Annotated in this window: 18 protein-coding genes; 2 read left to right on the top strand and 16 right to left on the bottom strand. The window is 33.1% G+C overall.

Translation table 11 applies throughout. The features are described from left to right. A partial coding sequence (locus tag HC728_RS13460; protein WP_190395633.1) for a hypothetical protein occupies nt 1-203 on the top strand: 203 nt, incomplete at its 5' end. 20 nt (nt 204-223) lie between these two features. Here the strand turns inward: HC728_RS13460 and HC728_RS13455 are convergent. The 16 genes from HC728_RS13455 to HC728_RS13380 form a co-directional block, all read right to left on the bottom strand. Then, entirely contained in the window at nt 224-1,495 is a 1,272-nt protein-coding gene (locus HC728_RS13455; RefSeq protein WP_017019399.1) for a TadE/TadG family type IV pilus assembly protein, read from the bottom strand. Nucleotide 1,496: 1 nt separating this feature from the next. Further along, nucleotides 1,497-2,036, bottom strand: a complete 540-nt coding sequence (gene tadF, locus HC728_RS13450; protein WP_017019398.1) for a tight adherence pilus pseudopilin TadF — start codon at nt 2,034-2,036, stop codon at nt 1,497-1,499. Then, nucleotides 2,020-2,508 (bottom strand): TadE/TadG family type IV pilus assembly protein, encoded by a 489-nt coding sequence (locus tag HC728_RS13445; protein ID WP_017019397.1) that lies wholly within the window; start codon nt 2,506-2,508, stop codon nt 2,020-2,022. The genes tadF and HC728_RS13445 overlap by 17 nt, the downstream gene beginning before the upstream one ends. Nucleotides 2,509-2,512: 4 nt before the next feature. Further along, nucleotides 2,513-3,256 carry a lipopolysaccharide assembly protein LapB gene (locus HC728_RS13440; protein ID WP_005422096.1) on the bottom strand — a complete coding sequence of 248 codons (744 nt, stop codon included), beginning with the start codon at nt 3,254-3,256 and terminating at the stop codon, nt 2,513-2,515. Beyond that, nucleotides 3,246-4,127 carry a type II secretion system F family protein gene (locus tag HC728_RS13435; RefSeq protein ID WP_017019396.1) on the bottom strand — a complete coding sequence of 294 codons (882 nt, stop codon included), beginning with the start codon at nt 4,125-4,127 and terminating at the stop codon, nt 3,246-3,248. Before HC728_RS13435 ends, HC728_RS13440 begins: the two co-directional genes overlap by 11 nt. Then, a complete protein-coding gene (locus HC728_RS13430) occupies nt 4,127-5,050 on the bottom strand; it encodes a type II secretion system F family protein (RefSeq protein WP_017019395.1) in 924 nt (307 codons plus the stop codon). The genes HC728_RS13435 and HC728_RS13430 overlap by 1 nt, the downstream gene beginning before the upstream one ends. Beyond that, a complete protein-coding gene (locus tag HC728_RS13425) occupies nt 5,047-6,333 on the bottom strand; it encodes a CpaF family protein (RefSeq protein WP_005422088.1) in 1,287 nt (428 codons plus the stop codon). Before HC728_RS13425 ends, HC728_RS13430 begins: the two co-directional genes overlap by 4 nt. Before the next feature lie 2 nt (nt 6,334-6,335). Next, entirely contained in the window at nt 6,336-7,553 is a 1,218-nt protein-coding gene (locus tag HC728_RS13420; RefSeq protein WP_190395632.1) for a P-loop NTPase, read from the bottom strand. 1 nt (nt 7,554) lies between these two features. Further along, entirely contained in the window at nt 7,555-8,091 is a 537-nt protein-coding gene (locus tag HC728_RS13415) for a hypothetical protein (RefSeq protein ID WP_017019394.1), read from the bottom strand. After that, nucleotides 8,088-9,410 carry a type II and III secretion system protein family protein gene (locus tag HC728_RS13410; RefSeq protein WP_017019393.1) on the bottom strand — a complete coding sequence of 441 codons (1,323 nt, stop codon included), beginning with the start codon at nt 9,408-9,410 and terminating at the stop codon, nt 8,088-8,090. Before HC728_RS13410 ends, HC728_RS13415 begins: the two co-directional genes overlap by 4 nt. Before the next feature lie 10 nt (nt 9,411-9,420). Next, entirely contained in the window at nt 9,421-10,206 is a 786-nt protein-coding gene (gene cpaB / locus HC728_RS13405) for a Flp pilus assembly protein CpaB (RefSeq protein WP_065594820.1), read from the bottom strand. Between the two features lie 8 nt (nt 10,207-10,214). Continuing rightward, the gene (locus tag HC728_RS13400) at nt 10,215-10,634 is read right to left on the bottom strand and encodes a prepilin peptidase (RefSeq protein WP_236733938.1); all 420 of its coding nucleotides are present in this window, start codon (nt 10,632-10,634) and stop codon (nt 10,215-10,217) included. A gap of 24 nt (nt 10,635-10,658) precedes the next feature. After that, a complete protein-coding gene (locus tag HC728_RS13395) occupies nt 10,659-10,871 on the bottom strand; it encodes a Flp family type IVb pilin (RefSeq protein ID WP_012535160.1) in 213 nt (70 codons plus the stop codon). A 351-nt stretch (nt 10,872-11,222) separates the two neighbouring features. Then, nucleotides 11,223-11,543: an Hpt domain-containing protein gene (locus HC728_RS13390; RefSeq protein ID WP_012534643.1), complete on the bottom strand. Its 321-nt coding sequence runs from the start codon at nt 11,541-11,543 to the stop codon at nt 11,223-11,225. After that, on the bottom strand, nt 11,512-12,660 hold the full coding sequence (locus HC728_RS13385) for an EAL domain-containing protein (RefSeq protein WP_065604550.1): 1,149 nt from the start codon (nt 12,658-12,660) through the stop codon (nt 11,512-11,514). The genes HC728_RS13390 and HC728_RS13385 overlap by 32 nt, the downstream gene beginning before the upstream one ends. Further along, nucleotides 12,650-13,540: a helix-turn-helix domain-containing protein gene (locus HC728_RS13380; RefSeq protein ID WP_012535101.1), complete on the bottom strand. Its 891-nt coding sequence runs from the start codon at nt 13,538-13,540 to the stop codon at nt 12,650-12,652. The genes HC728_RS13385 and HC728_RS13380 overlap by 11 nt, the downstream gene beginning before the upstream one ends. 475 nt (nt 13,541-14,015) lie before the next feature. On the opposite strand from HC728_RS13380, the gene HC728_RS13375 reads away from it, so the two are divergent. Beyond that, nucleotides 14,016-14,924, top strand: coding sequence for a LysR family transcriptional regulator (locus HC728_RS13375; protein WP_017019388.1), 909 nt, complete (start codon nt 14,016-14,018; stop codon nt 14,922-14,924). The last annotated feature ends 77 nt before the right edge of the window (nt 14,925-15,001 follow it).

Here is a 15,001-nt window from a genome sequence, read left to right as displayed (position 1 = left end):
CATTAGCATTAGCATTAGCATTAGCATTAGCATTAGCATTAGCATTAGCATTAGCATTAGCATTAGCATTAGCATTAGCATTAGCATTAGCATTAGCATTAGCATTAGCATTAGCATTAGCATTAGCATTAGCATTAAAAGATACCCCTAAAACAGCAGCAACTATAATTAAAATTTTATACATTTTTTACTCTCTACTTTAAACGTCTTATACGTCAAATTATTATTTTAAATGGCCAATTTCTTCGTTTATTAACTCTAGAATTATGTCTTCGACCTCATCAGCATCTTCTGCTTTATATACATTCTTTTCTCCAACACAATCTTTAAGCGCCTTATTTGCAAAAGGATTATAATCAAAGCCAATCACCGCCATTTTCGCCGCTATTGGTCTCCTATCAGGTGTACGATCCGATTCCAAACCACTCTGAATATCACGACACATACCTTCGCTAACTAACCCATCAGCTAACTTAGTATCATTATCCATACCATCCGATAACACGATTAATAAACGACGTGAATTGTTTCCTTTTCTTAATAATTGCGCTCCACGAATTAGTGCTTGGTAAGATGCCGTTCCTCCGCCAGCATAAAAGCTACCTATTTGACCATTTAAATAATTAAAATTTGAAGTTAAATTGACATCATGAAAACCAGCATAGGCACCCGATTTACAATAGTCTTCTGTTTTTGGATTCCAAATGTTAGCAACCGTATTTACTGCTTTAACTGGTCGAAACCAATTCCCAGGTTCATTTCTGCTGTTAACACCTTGAGATAAAGAGCACTGAATACCGGTATCCGATGTGAATGAATTGGTAAAGGTGCTAAATGCCGATATTCCCATCGTGCTTTTATCGCGGTTCTCTGGTAAATCATTAAACTTCTGCAATTCAACAGAAATATTTCTAATGATCTCAATTAGATCAGCATATTTAGGGTTAGAGCTGCCACTCCAAGTATCTAACATTGAACCGGAAAAATCGGCAGCAAACATGACATCAACAGCTTCACTTTGATATTTGCGAGCCAAAGACTTACCACGTGTTGAAAACGTCTCCCCCATCCCTTCAATTGCCTCATTACCAGGAAACCATGAATTTTGCCTTGTTGTCACATCAATTTCATGTTCCAGATAACGCATATCTCCTTTATATATACCAGTTACGCAATCAGAAATTAATTCACAACGTCTTTTTGCCACTTTAATGTCTGTAACTGCGTCAATATCGCTGATGTAAGCATTCACATAATCCACGACTATTTGTCTATTTCTAGTGCTTGGAGTATAAGTACCATCATCAGGCTGAGCAGGGTCATTGTGAGCAGAAATGGCAAGAGCTGCCACCTCACTTGCGTCTTCTATTCTTGCTTTAGTTTGGATGGCTCTCGCGCCATCACTGGCTAGTGCAAATATTCCAAATAATGCTGGAATCATCATTGCAAATAAAATGGCAGCGTGACCTTGTTGATGCTTTCTTGAATTTCTCATACTATCTCCCAATCATCACTGACGATGAAATGACATCTGTGTATGACTCACCAACAACTGAACCAAACATATTGTCTGTTTGATAACATAAGGTGACACGGTATAACGTTGCTTGTCTTTCCCATGTGGTAACTACTGATAAATAATCAAGCTCGCCAATCCTTTTAGATAAAGGACAGGTAAAAGATCCATAGTTATACGTCACGGGTGTGTTTGGTGCACCAATATCACGAAAAGTTAACTCTTCAATAACGGCACCAAAACGAGCATCTTCATAGCTTCCCAATGTGCGGCGCAGCGAATTCTTTGCAATATTAAATATTTCGCTACTTTCACTGTTCGTTATTAAATAATCTTCGTCATATAACTGTGTTCGCTCTTTTAAAACATTAACAAGAGAATAAGATAGCCGATCTAACTTACCTTTTATTGATAGTTTTATTATTACATCAGCACTAAATATAAAAATTAAACTAAGACCTAACCCTACCATTGCGAACTCAACGGTAAAGTTTCCACGCTGTTTAGACTTTAAAGGCATCACGTTCGTACTCCTGAATCACAATATCTTCTCGGCTGAAAATGCCTTCAAATCCCATAAAATAAGTAAAAATGGGTGAAAAACGATAATCAATTCGATAAACAGCAATAGCACTATTCATAGACGAGCCACATTCAGCAGTGCTTTCACTATCGGGAACGACACATGGCTCAACCAATGAACCTAATTCATTTACACTCTTTAAATATTGTATCGACATCGTAAATTTACTTGGGTCAACCACATTACCCCATATCGATTGATTATCATTTACGGCATTAGTAAATGCCTGCAAATAATCCGAGTCTTCTGTTTTGGATTCCCGAGCTGATTCAGAAATAATGAGATCACTTATTGCAGAAACATAAGACATATAACTCATCTCAACCCAAGCCATGCAAATCAACCAAAAGATCATGAATCCCATTGCGAATTCAATACTGGCCACACCCCTGTTCTTTTTAATCTTCATGATGTTAATCCGCTCCAAACAGGTTTGTATCATCACGATGTGATTCAGTATTTTTAAGAATTGAGTAACGTCTTTCAATTTCTTGTTTACTGAATTGCGGCGACAATACTTTTTCCATAAACTCTAAATCACCTGCTTTGGCCATTGCTAACATTAAATTAGCTTGTACTAAGGCATCATTTTTATTACTCATATATATTGGTAATAATAATTTAACCGCTTGGTCATATTTGCCTTCAATAATATTGAGAATAGCCAAATTATTTTTTATCGTAATATCACTGTATAAATGCTTTCTTGCTAAATTAAAATAATGACGAGACTTATCTAAATCACGCTTACTTGCATAAATAACACCTAATAAATTTTCAATCTCAGGGTTATCCTCATTTAATTTATATACACGATTTACTGTATCTAAAGCCGGTTCTAGCATCCCACATTCTAATTGCGCATTTGCTTCAATTAAAAATGAAGAAATACTTCTAGAATCGTCATCCTCATTAAGATATTGGATAGCAAAAAGAGCTGAATCTGGATCTCCAGAATCTAAATAGGCTTGTGCCAGTTTTTCACGAGTATAAGGGTCTTCTGATACTTTTAGCTGATTCTTATAAAAAATAATTAAATCTGAGTAATTATTTGTTTTAATAAGAATTTTTTCTTTTGTCTCTTCAGTATCAGGACTAGATGAACACCCAACTAACGTAACAAAAAGTAAACCTATTACTATTTTTTTAATATACACCTGTCATCATCCTCATTACTCCTGGAGCAGCAATTAATATCACGACGGGGATCATGATAAATAAAATAAGTGGTACCGACATTTTAGCCGCGAGTTTCCCCACTTTTTCTTCTAACGAAAGTAAGCGAACACTACGAATATCAGCAGCTAATGTATTTAATATTTCATATATCGAACTACCATAATGTAAGCTTTGTTTTAACGTCATAACAAAACTTCGCATTTCGTTAGTCGGCACCCGAACATAAAGTTCATCTAGAGCTGGCTCTAACCCAACAATATTGGCTCTATCATTCGTTCTTGCAATCATATGAGCTAAGTCTTTATCAAATCCTTGCATTTCTTTAGCTAGATAGCTTAATGATGATTCGATCGTCATTCCGGTATGTACACACATTGCTAGCAAATCTAATAAATACGGTAATTGGCCAGACAGTTTTTCTTCCAATGCTTTTTTTCTCGAACTTAATATGGCATCAGGAATAGAAATACACACAACTAACCAAATACACATTAATGCGACTTGTGTTGTCATTGAGGAATCTTTACCTAGTAATAAATAAATTATCCCGGAACCAATAGCTGCCGTTAAATATTTAACTGGCATATATAAATGAGCATATTTTGATTCATATAACCCCGCAGAATAGAACTTCCGCTCAATACTGTCGGCATTATTCGAAGCAACACTAGGTAAAAATCGCTCTACTTTATCAAATACATTATCATCTTTATTAAATTCTTTATGCTTTGCTAAATATTTACCTAATAATTTACGCTGTAATAGTACTTGGACTAACAGCCATAAAAATAAAGAGATACCGATAAATATTGATACTAACTCAATAAATAATATTGTTTGTGAATTCATTATGCGCGAACTCCTCTCATTAATAACCATATAATGAGTATTCCAATACTTTCACTAATTAACACATAATATAATATTGGTCTTCCCGCAGGGTTAAACATCACAAATTCATAGTTTTCAGGACTAAGGTATTGCAGCATAAATAAGAAAATAAACGGAATTGCTGCGACTATTTTTGCTGACGCTCTAGCCTCAGAAGTTAATGCCAGTTTTTTCTTTTCAATTGCTCTTGCACCGAACATCAATCTATTTAAGCGTTTCATCACCTCTTTTAACTGTCCGCCACGTTGCATACTGGTTCGTAAGGTAATGATAAAAAATTGAAATGATGGATATGGGAATCGTTCACAAGACTTTCGAAAAACAGTATCAGGAGACTCTCCCAATTGTAACTGCTCCCCCATTCTTTTGAATTCTTTCCCAACTTTTCCATCTAACGAGCGACCAACAAAAACCACGGCCTGCATAATACCTTCCCCGGCACTCACTGCACTGGACATCATATTTAATGCATCAGGAAAAGATTCTTCAAATCGATTTTTTTCTCGTTTTCTTAGCCATACGACACCAAAAATCAAACCGATAATCTCTGTAATCGTAACAATAATTATTGGGTTAGCCTGAAGAAAACTTTTATTTATATATATCCCAAGAACAATTAAAAACGCACAATAAACTGGTATTTTAATGTTCGCTAGAGAATCAATTTGTTGATAAGTATTATTAAAAAAACGAAGCAATGCTTGTTTTAATGTTTCATCAGACAACGATTCTAGTTTTACCGCTTGCTTATCTTCATTATTAGATAAATCAGAACTTGAAAAATTACTACCTTTTAAATATTCATGATGTTTTTTGCTCTGAGGCATTAACAAATAAAAAATAAGCAAAATACCAATAGCTAATGCAATAAAATAAATCATATCGCCTCATCAAACTTATTAAATACTGCTTTCAATTGCTGTTCTAACCCAAAGAATCGAGCTTTTTCAACCAGCACAGATCGTTGCATTAAACCAGTTGTAGAGTAATTACCTATAATTTTACCTTCAGGAGTATTCTGGCCTGTCGATTCAAATTTATAGAGTTCTTCTAATACAACGTTATTACCTTCAAGACCGATAACTTCTGTAATGCTCATTACTTTACGGCTTCCATCATGTAATCGGCTGATTTGAATTACGATATCAACAGCACTCACTATGGTTCGACGAATGGCTTCTAGTGGTAAATTGTTACTTGCCATCATCACCATTGCCTCTACACGAGCCATTGCATCACGAGGTGTATTCGCATGGAGCGTTGACATTGAACCATCATGACCGGTATTCATTGCTTGAAGCATTTGAAAAGCTTCGCCGCCACGACACTCACCAACAATTATTCGGTCAGGACGCATACGTAAGGCATTAATAACAAGGTCTTGCTGAGTAATTGCACCATTACCTTCAATACCTGAATTTCGAGTTTCTAATCTCACTACATGCGGTTGAAGTAATTTCAATTCAGCAGCATCTTCTATCGTTACGATACGCTCTTTTTCTGAAATATATTGCGATAACGCATTAAGCATTGTTGTCTTACCAGAACCCGTACCACCCGATATTAAAATATTCAAACGACAACGGGATGCAATCATTAATAACTGCGCCATTTCTGGACTCAACGCACCAAATTCAGTTAATTTCTCTAAGCCTATACTGTCTTTTTTAAATTTACGTATAGACATAGAAGTTCCATCAATAGCAATTGGTGGGATAACAATATTTACACGACTACCATCAGCTAAACGCGCATCACAAGTTGGCGATGAGTCATCAACACGTCGTCCAACTTGAGAAGCAACACGCTTAGCGATATGCAGTAATTGTTCTTCATCAATGAAGCTGACCGGTGCGACTTCAACTAAACCTCCTCGTTCGATAAAAATCTTATCGTGTCCATTAATCATAATGTCACTAATAGATTCATCTTCCATTAATACCTGAAGAGGTCCAAGACCTTGCAATTCATTTACTAGACTTGTTACGTATTCAGCTCGTACAATTGTACTTACTGGCCATTCATGGCGTTCAATTAACAGATCTATCGCATTACTTAATTGATTATGTAGCTGCTCTTTACTTAATGAATTAACCGTTTCTGCATCTAATACATCAAAAATTTGAGCTCGAATTTCGATATAAATTGATTTATTTTGATCCATATTTATAACCTTTTAATTAAACGCTTAAGTAAACTTGATCTCTTGCTCTCTTCTTCACCAAGCAATAAAGCAGTAATACGATTTAAACTTTGAGCAATTTCTATATCTTTTGTATAAATACTGTCTCTATGTAATAAATACGTACCTAACTTAGGTTCAAATGGACAAATCACATCTATATTTTTATTAATATACTTTTCTACTTCTTGTGACTCTATTGTTGAGTACTTTTCAGGTTTAGTATGATTAACAACCACAATCACGCGGATTGGAAGGTTCTTTTCTTTAATTGTATTAACGACTAAAGCGGCTTCTCGTAAACTCGATACCGTTTGATCCGCAACAAGAACCACAGCATCAACATCAGCTGATTTAGTTAGATAACTGAGTTTCTCGCTCGCCGAACCAGAAAGATCTTCAATGATAAAATTAGCTTGAAGCGCAAGTTGCGAAGTCAGTACACTGATGTATTCTTTCATTTCTTCAATTGAAAAACTGTCAGATTCAATTGAGAGTAATGAAAGCATATCATTCAACTTAGTGACCATATTGGTAGCGTAATCAACATCCAAATTAGAAAGAAGCATACCTTGGGTTAGCTTCCGTCTTTTAAAGTGTTTCATACCAAGCATAATATCTAAGTTGCCGCCTCGAATATTATGGTCAACAACAACACACGAACTATTGCGGCTACCAGATAATTCTTTACTAAGCTCTGCTGCAATAAATGAAGTTCCAACTCCACCTTTAGCACCTAGCACAGCAATTTTCTTTGCTTTTCTTGTCGTACTTCCTAACTCTTTCTTCATGTTCTTCTCATTGATTTCACTTACAAAATCAAAGAGTTCAGTTTTAGTTGCAGGACAAAATAAATAGTAATAGCCCATGTCTTTTAATGCACGGATAACAGATATTGAATTCTCTTTTCCTAACACGATAACTGGTGCATTATTAGGTAAAAGATGGCTAATACGCTCAATATCATTCACTACATGATGGCTATTATTAAGTTCAATCATAATGATATGATTTGGGTACTTTCTAGCGTGCTGTGCAACGACTTCTTCGTTATTATCTAATACAAGAGGCTCCGATACCCCTTCAAAACGGAAAACTTCTTCTATTAATTGTCGGTATTCATCTGTTTGGTGAAAAAGAACAAGCTCTAAATTTTGCTTTTTATTCACAGGCAGATTCATTGAGTTTGATAAATCAAACATATTATTCCTCCTTTCCAGGCGCTGTTGCTTCAGCTTCTTTATGCTCTTGATCTACTGATGGTGTTATTAACATTTTCTGTGGATTAACCATTGATGACCAACGCGCATTTTCAATAAAACACCCTGTTGCTACTGTGTTAATAGCTCCAAGTTCAGCATATTGGCAACTAGATACTTGTGTTTTATGCACAACGATAGAAAATTTAATATCGAAATACACATCACCTTTTTCACCCTGAGAAATAATAATTAAATCTTTATTTACGCCTTCTTTAATTAATTGTTTTTTTATTTCGCTCGCCCAACGATTTCCAGAGTTACTCACCCACTGAATATTTGCGCCATAGTTAATAAGCTCTTTTTTATGATCGCGGATAAAAGTAGATAGCGACATTTTTGATTCACGAGTATTAGATAAAGACACTGAGTACGTTACAGGAAACACATCTATTTCTGGGCCAAAACGTTCATTTACTTTTTCAACACAACCAGTCATCAATACTAATGGGAGAAATAACATTCCTTTCCAATTGATCATTTTTTAAATCCTCCAATAGCTAATAACTCTTTAGCCCATTTATCGCCAGCTGTTACATATGAATCTTCTAATGCAAAAAAGCGATTTAATGTGGTTGTTTTTCTCATCATTGGCAGTTGTATTTGCGAAGAATGAATTGGTTTTACTAAATTTACTGTTGCTACAATAAGTAACTCTGTTTTATTTCGCTTAGTCGAAGAACCTCTAAATAAAGCACCTAAAATTGGAATATCACCAATGAAAGGAATTTTTTGAAGACTCTCTTTATCTTCTGAGCTCAATAACCCACCTAAAACAAAACTTTGTCCATCGCCAAGTTCGACCGTTGTACGTGCACGACGAGTTTTTAGAGCTGGTAAATCATATGAATCATTTTCATATTGGATATCTAATGAACTAACTTCAGGAACTAATGAAAGCGTGATCTTGTCATCTTTCTTAACCTTTGCCATTAATTCGAGTCTCACACCATATTCTTTGTACATTACATTGGTACTGTTATTTACGGTTGTTACCACAGGCAATTCGCCACCAACTAAGAAGCTTGCGCTTTCTCCAGAAACTACCGATAAATTTGGTTCTGCTAATATTTGTCCTACCGTATCGCTACCAATAGCAGTAATAACGGACATAATGTCTGACGAACTAAAGTGGGTAAGTGGTTGAATAAATACACCTGCCGCATCAGTACCATATTGAATACCAATATCTTGTAAGAATGATTGTGATACTTCAGCAATTGAGATTTTTACATTCACTTGTTTTGTTGTAGCTACCTCAATATTATTTACAATACCTTTGTAATCTGTTCTCTCCATGAACTGAATTTCATAATCTTGGTCTTCCATATCTTGCTCAAAAGTGAATTTCTCATCATCTTTATCAAGCAATTGTCCAACAATATTGTTTATTTCATCTTTCTCTTGTTCTGTTGAAACCGTTCCACTTAATACAACTTGCTCACCTATATTAAAAACGTCAACATCAACATCCGGGTATTTAATTGATATATATTGCTTTATAGAGTCGAGGCTTTTATTTACAATAACCTTCTTATTAGCAAGAGTATGGCCATTTCTATCAAAAACCATCACAGAGCTTTGCCCTATTTTTTTTCCATAAACAATAACTTTTTTCTTTTCTATTACTTGGTAATCTGCGATTTTTGGGTCAGATACAAAAACAGAACCAACGTCTTTATTAGCTAAAATGACTTGCGAATCACCTTCTGACATATTAATAATATTGCCAGCTAAACTAACAAATGATATAGGTAATAAAACTAATACCAACAGTGCTCGATAATAATTATTCCACATTTTATTTACTCTATTTAATAGTAACTTTATTTGCGCGATATTCTGTCACCGCTCTAAAATCATCTAGTACGTCACCAGCATTTGCTTTTAAATCTTCGATACTGTAATTACCAATTGATTTATGAACTTCAATTTTTGCCGCTTCTTTTGCAACGATAAGCTCAACAGCTTGACTACGAGTAAGTTCAAGAATAAGTACTATGCCTTCTTTCGCTGGCTCTATACGAGTCTCAGGAATAACTGTTCGTTTTACTTGTAATACTTTAATACTTGTAAAAATTGGTGTAATCGATAGCGTTTTTTTCGTTGCGCGATTTGAATTACGAGTTTCATCACTTTTGGTAAGAGCTAATACATCAACAAAACTACCATTACCGATTACACCACCAATAATATCCGGCGAATCAATAGGTAATGGAAATGGAACTCGATTTGGAGCAATTACATATTCAATATAATTATCTTCTTCTGGAGTAATAAAATCCTCCATTGAGATGTAAGCACCCTTTTTAAGATCGTGTCTATAAATCGTTCCTCTATTCCAGTTAATTGGCACATCTTCTGAAAAACTCAATTTATTAGCTTCTGATTCAGGAAGAAGAACAAGAGAAACTAGGCGTCGATTAATTTCATCTCTAGCGTTTACATCTTCTTTTAATTGCCAAACTTTTATTTTATTTTCTTCTTTTGGTTTTATTATATTTTGAGGAGCGAACATAGATAAACTACCTGCTAGGCCATATAACCCAAACAAGATAGTAATCATTGCTAACACAACGATTATTTTAGCTTTCATAAATTACCTTAAAGTGATGCTGCAACACCAAATAAGCACCCAATGCAGATAGGAACTCCATAAGGAACTGTTATTGTTGTATTTTCTTTATTAATTACCTTATGAATTAATAGGACTATAGATATAACCCCACCAGCAAATAGAATAATAGTAAAAGTCAACAATTGATAATTTTGGTTAATTGCAATAAAAAAAGAAGATATAAGCTTCACATCACCTGCTGCTATAATTTTTTTTATAAAAAGTATAAATCCACCGATAAATATTATTAATGAATAATATAATGAAGAGTAGTTAGCACTTTTTATAACAAGGCAAATGCAAATAATAAGAACTATAATACACATTTGATTTGATATAGTTCGTCTGGTTATATCTTGATAGCAAATAATACACGAAATGGTGAACAAGAGTGCCCACCATATCATTGAATGATTATTCATTCGGCTATATTAAGAGCCAGTATCATTTGCCGATGTAATATTATCTGAAATTGTACCAATTGCATCAATTAAGGCTTGTTGAAGTGTACCATTAAACATCAATAAGATAATAGCTGAAATAGCTACACCAATAATTGCATATTCAATAGCTGTAACGCCACGCTCATCATTTTTAAAGTTTTGGATTGCGTTCTTAGAAAATTCAAAAAACTTAACTAACATTGTTTTTACCTTATTATCTCTAATGTTAAAACTCATAGAGTTTATATACTGACTTATTAAAATTTAATACACGCAAATCAAAGTAATTCTGTGTATTAAGAAAGAGACGAAATAATAAAGGTTGACATAAAAAACTAACAAGGCATGTACATTATAAAAATAAAACAAAATGCTAAATTATTAGGAGGGTGTGGTTTATATGTATTATCAAGCATAATAATTATAAATATATAACACTAAAGTGGTAGTATCTCATTTAAGTTATAATTACTGGATCAAGATCTATATTTAAATGTAATTACTCTTTCTTTAGAAACAAAAAAAAGCATAGTCGAAACTATGCTTTTTATTTTAGGCTAAAAATTGTTCATCGTTTACAACGGTTTGATACTCCCGATGCAATACTTCTTTAACTAATTTGAATCTCATTACTTGATGATAATGTTCAAGTCTCATACAGACTTCATGCATTCTATTTAACCCTGCGTAACTCGATATCCCTTTTATTGCATGAATCGTATCTTGGACACCGTCAGTTTCAATTTCCTTCAGCTCTTTCTCTATTCCTTCTACTATCATTCTTTTAAAGTAATGAGCTTCTTCACTGGAATGAGATGTTGAAGTTCCATTTTCAAAGTCTTTAACATTGAAAGTTTTCAGTTTCTGATTCATAAGCGTTAATCCATTTAGCTAGTTTATCATTTTTCATTTCCGATGTTATGAAATCACCTTGTAAACATTCAAAACCATAATCTAATGATGCTTGTTGCTGATTTACTTTTTGAATGTTGCCTATAATGATAGGAATATCTTTACCATGCATGTCTTTAAATCTCTTGATATCCTCAAATACATTTTTCTTATATTCAAAACAAATATTAGAGAGAGCTATTCCTTGTTCTAATAGCTTGCACTGCATATCATTTTCAACCAATTCAATGGATATCCGAACTCCATCTGCGAGTAATGTCTCCAGATTTTCTGTTAGCTTATCAAGTAACACAACATCGTCTGAAAACTCAACAACCACAATGATCTTATCCTTCGTTTCCTTTTCAATTTTATCAAAAACATGATTAATAAAATCATCATCGCATATTAAAATATCCTTCACATTTATACGAAACGTATAACGATAATCAGAGAATTTACTCTTGATATCACGCTCAAGCAGTGTGAACATCAAATTCATAAACCCAACAGTATTTTTCATATCATTAATGTCTGGTAGAAACACGCTTTCGGCAACAGCACTTTCCTTTTGATTTTTCCAATGAGGAGAAACCTGAACACCATCAATTCGATGAGAGCTGAAATTAACTATTGGTTGATAATATAATTCAACAAGATCATTTTGCTTTACATCTTCAAACAACATCTTGCGATCTTCAATTCTGTTCACATTAAAAAAATCAATGGTCGAAATGACTTCTTCAGCTGAAATGGGTTTATTGTAAGAATTAACAATCGTAACCCCACTGACTTCAGCAAGGTCCATTACTTTTTCCAAAATATTCGCTTTTACAGATGACACAATAGCCACTGGTATGTGGTAATTATTTTCAGATAGCACTTTGATTAAATCTAAACCATCCCCATTAGGCATCATTATATCTGTTATAATTCCGTGTATTATATTCTTTTTATTTAAAATATTTACCACATCATTACAGCTTTTTGCTTCTATGATATTAACTTGATCATGAAAATTCTTCTTTATAATAAATGAAACCACTTTCCTTGAAAAATCAACATCATCTACCAATATTACATTTATTTTACTTTTCATATTCCATTCTTCTAAAATCAACAAGAAAATGTAATGCATCTTTTGAGTGATTAATATTTAACTTAGTTACTTCAGATAATTTATAGTTTTTATCATCAATAAATTCATTAAATTTAATCTTAGAATTTAATTTAACAAATAACTTATGTATGTTTTTTTCACCTGAAATAAAATACAGTTTTGAATCTATATTTGGTATATCTAAAAAGTTCGTCAAAATTCTGCCTAATATATATTTAAGGCTATCATTAGTTGACGCATAAAATGATATTATTAATGGGTTATTTGATGCGTAATTTTTTATTTTTGTATAATCTATTTCATTACACATTAAATCTTTTAAAAAATCTGGTGATACATACAGCGTAATAGAATGTGCAATTAATCGAGATTTATACTTACAAATGATAATCTCAGCATTTAGTTTTGCCATTAATGATTCTATTGATTTTTTTATACTATTTTTTCCAGTGGATTTAATTAACTGCTTAAAATAATAGTCACTATCAATTATTAATTCCATTTCTTCAAGAACAGAATCTAAACCTGATAACGTATTTCGATTTAATACATGCGTAACAAAATCACTATTTCCATAGGTATAGTAATCAATAGCGAAATAATTCTCATTATCTATTTTTGGTAATTCTATATTTGAATCAATGATTTCATCTATAGGATCGACACCTAATAACTGATATATCTCAATTTGTTTTTTGAACGGAGGAATAGTGATCCCTCTTTCCCAGCGACTAAATGTTACGTTATCTAGTTTTTTTAACTTCGAAGAATTATGGCTCAATAAGTCCACCATAATCTCTTGAGTAACGCCGCTTTTCTCTCTATATTTTTTTAAAATTTGTTCAAAAAGATACTTCATGTGTTGAACCAACCCTTTATTTAGCCATTATAAGCTTTTAAGCACTGACACCCCAAGGCATTTGCAGTAAACAAATAAATAAAAATGCCTAATAATAAAATTATTCTATAGAAATTATTTCATAAATAAAACGTTATTATTAATATAATTATCTGTTAAATATACATTTTTTTAAATTTAATCTATTTAGGTTTTTTTATATTTAGTAAAACACTCAATATTATCTAAATCTCAGCCAATTAATAATTATACTTTTCATTTAATTCAATGATCTAGATCTCACTTAGAAATGAAGATTGCCTTATATATGAGACTTATTTTCCATGAGACCATAAATTACACTTTAAGCTGTTTTCCGTTCTATTTTATTTTCTAATCAATATCTCGATATTTTCACATAGTTACTGAACTCATTTTCTTTTCAAGCTATATTTCTCTTTAGTTATTTTCAATGCTCAATGGTTAGGTAACATCTATGCAGAACAAAGATCTAAATTTGCTCAAACTTCTCGTCATCCTAAATGAAGAAAGACAAACCATTTTGGCAGCAAAACGAATGAATTTAAGCCAACCTACGATCAGTATTATGCTAAAAAAGTTACGAGACCAATTTGATGATCCTTTGTTCATTCGTGATAAAAACAACCTTACCCCCACAATCAAATGCAAAAACATATTAGCGACGCTTCCTGCTCTTTTGACTCAGCTAAATAAGCTCTATTCAGATAATACTCAGTGGGATATATCTCAATTGAATGGTGATTTAAACTTACTAATTTCACCTCCTTTAATTCCAACATTAGGTTCACAGTTAATTAAAAAACTGACGTTACTTGCTCCAGAATTAACCGTCCAATGCTCACATTGGGCAGGAGATACACCACAACGTTTAGAAAACAACCCCCATCAACACTTTGGAATTACTTATTTGCCAATGGAGACAAATAAAACCCTATTAGAGCAAGAGATTGGTGGTGATGAGTTTGCCTTTGTGGTGAGTAATGAACATCCTTTACAGCAAGCATCAATTGAAAACATACTCTTATATCCTTTGGCTATTTGTCTTATTCCTGGAGGGATTACTGGTCCATCAAAAGCAGAACAGTTAATTCGTAACCTTAAAATAAAGAAAAAAATCAATTTACGAACCAGTGATATTTCATTAATGACCAATTTACTTAAAGAAAGTAATTACGTTGGCGTTATGCCACGTACTCTTCAAGCATTGATGCAACCTCATTTTCGCTTTTTACCGATACCTCATGAAATTGTACCTCAAAGCTATCAACGTAAAATTGCCTTATTTTGTCACCAAACAAATCGCAACCAACCATTAACTGAATGGTTAATTAAAGAAGCAAAAGAAATTTTAAATTCAATTTAACTATTATTGATAGCGAAATAACAACTCTCTATTAATATTCTTAATAGAGAGTATAGAGATAATTTTGAACCAAAAAA

It is taken from the genome of Aliivibrio sp. S10_S31 (genome assembly GCF_014694495.1).
Classification (GTDB): domain Bacteria; phylum Pseudomonadota; class Gammaproteobacteria; order Enterobacterales; family Vibrionaceae; genus Aliivibrio; species Aliivibrio fischeri.
This window is presented reverse-complemented; position numbering and strand designations above follow the sequence as displayed.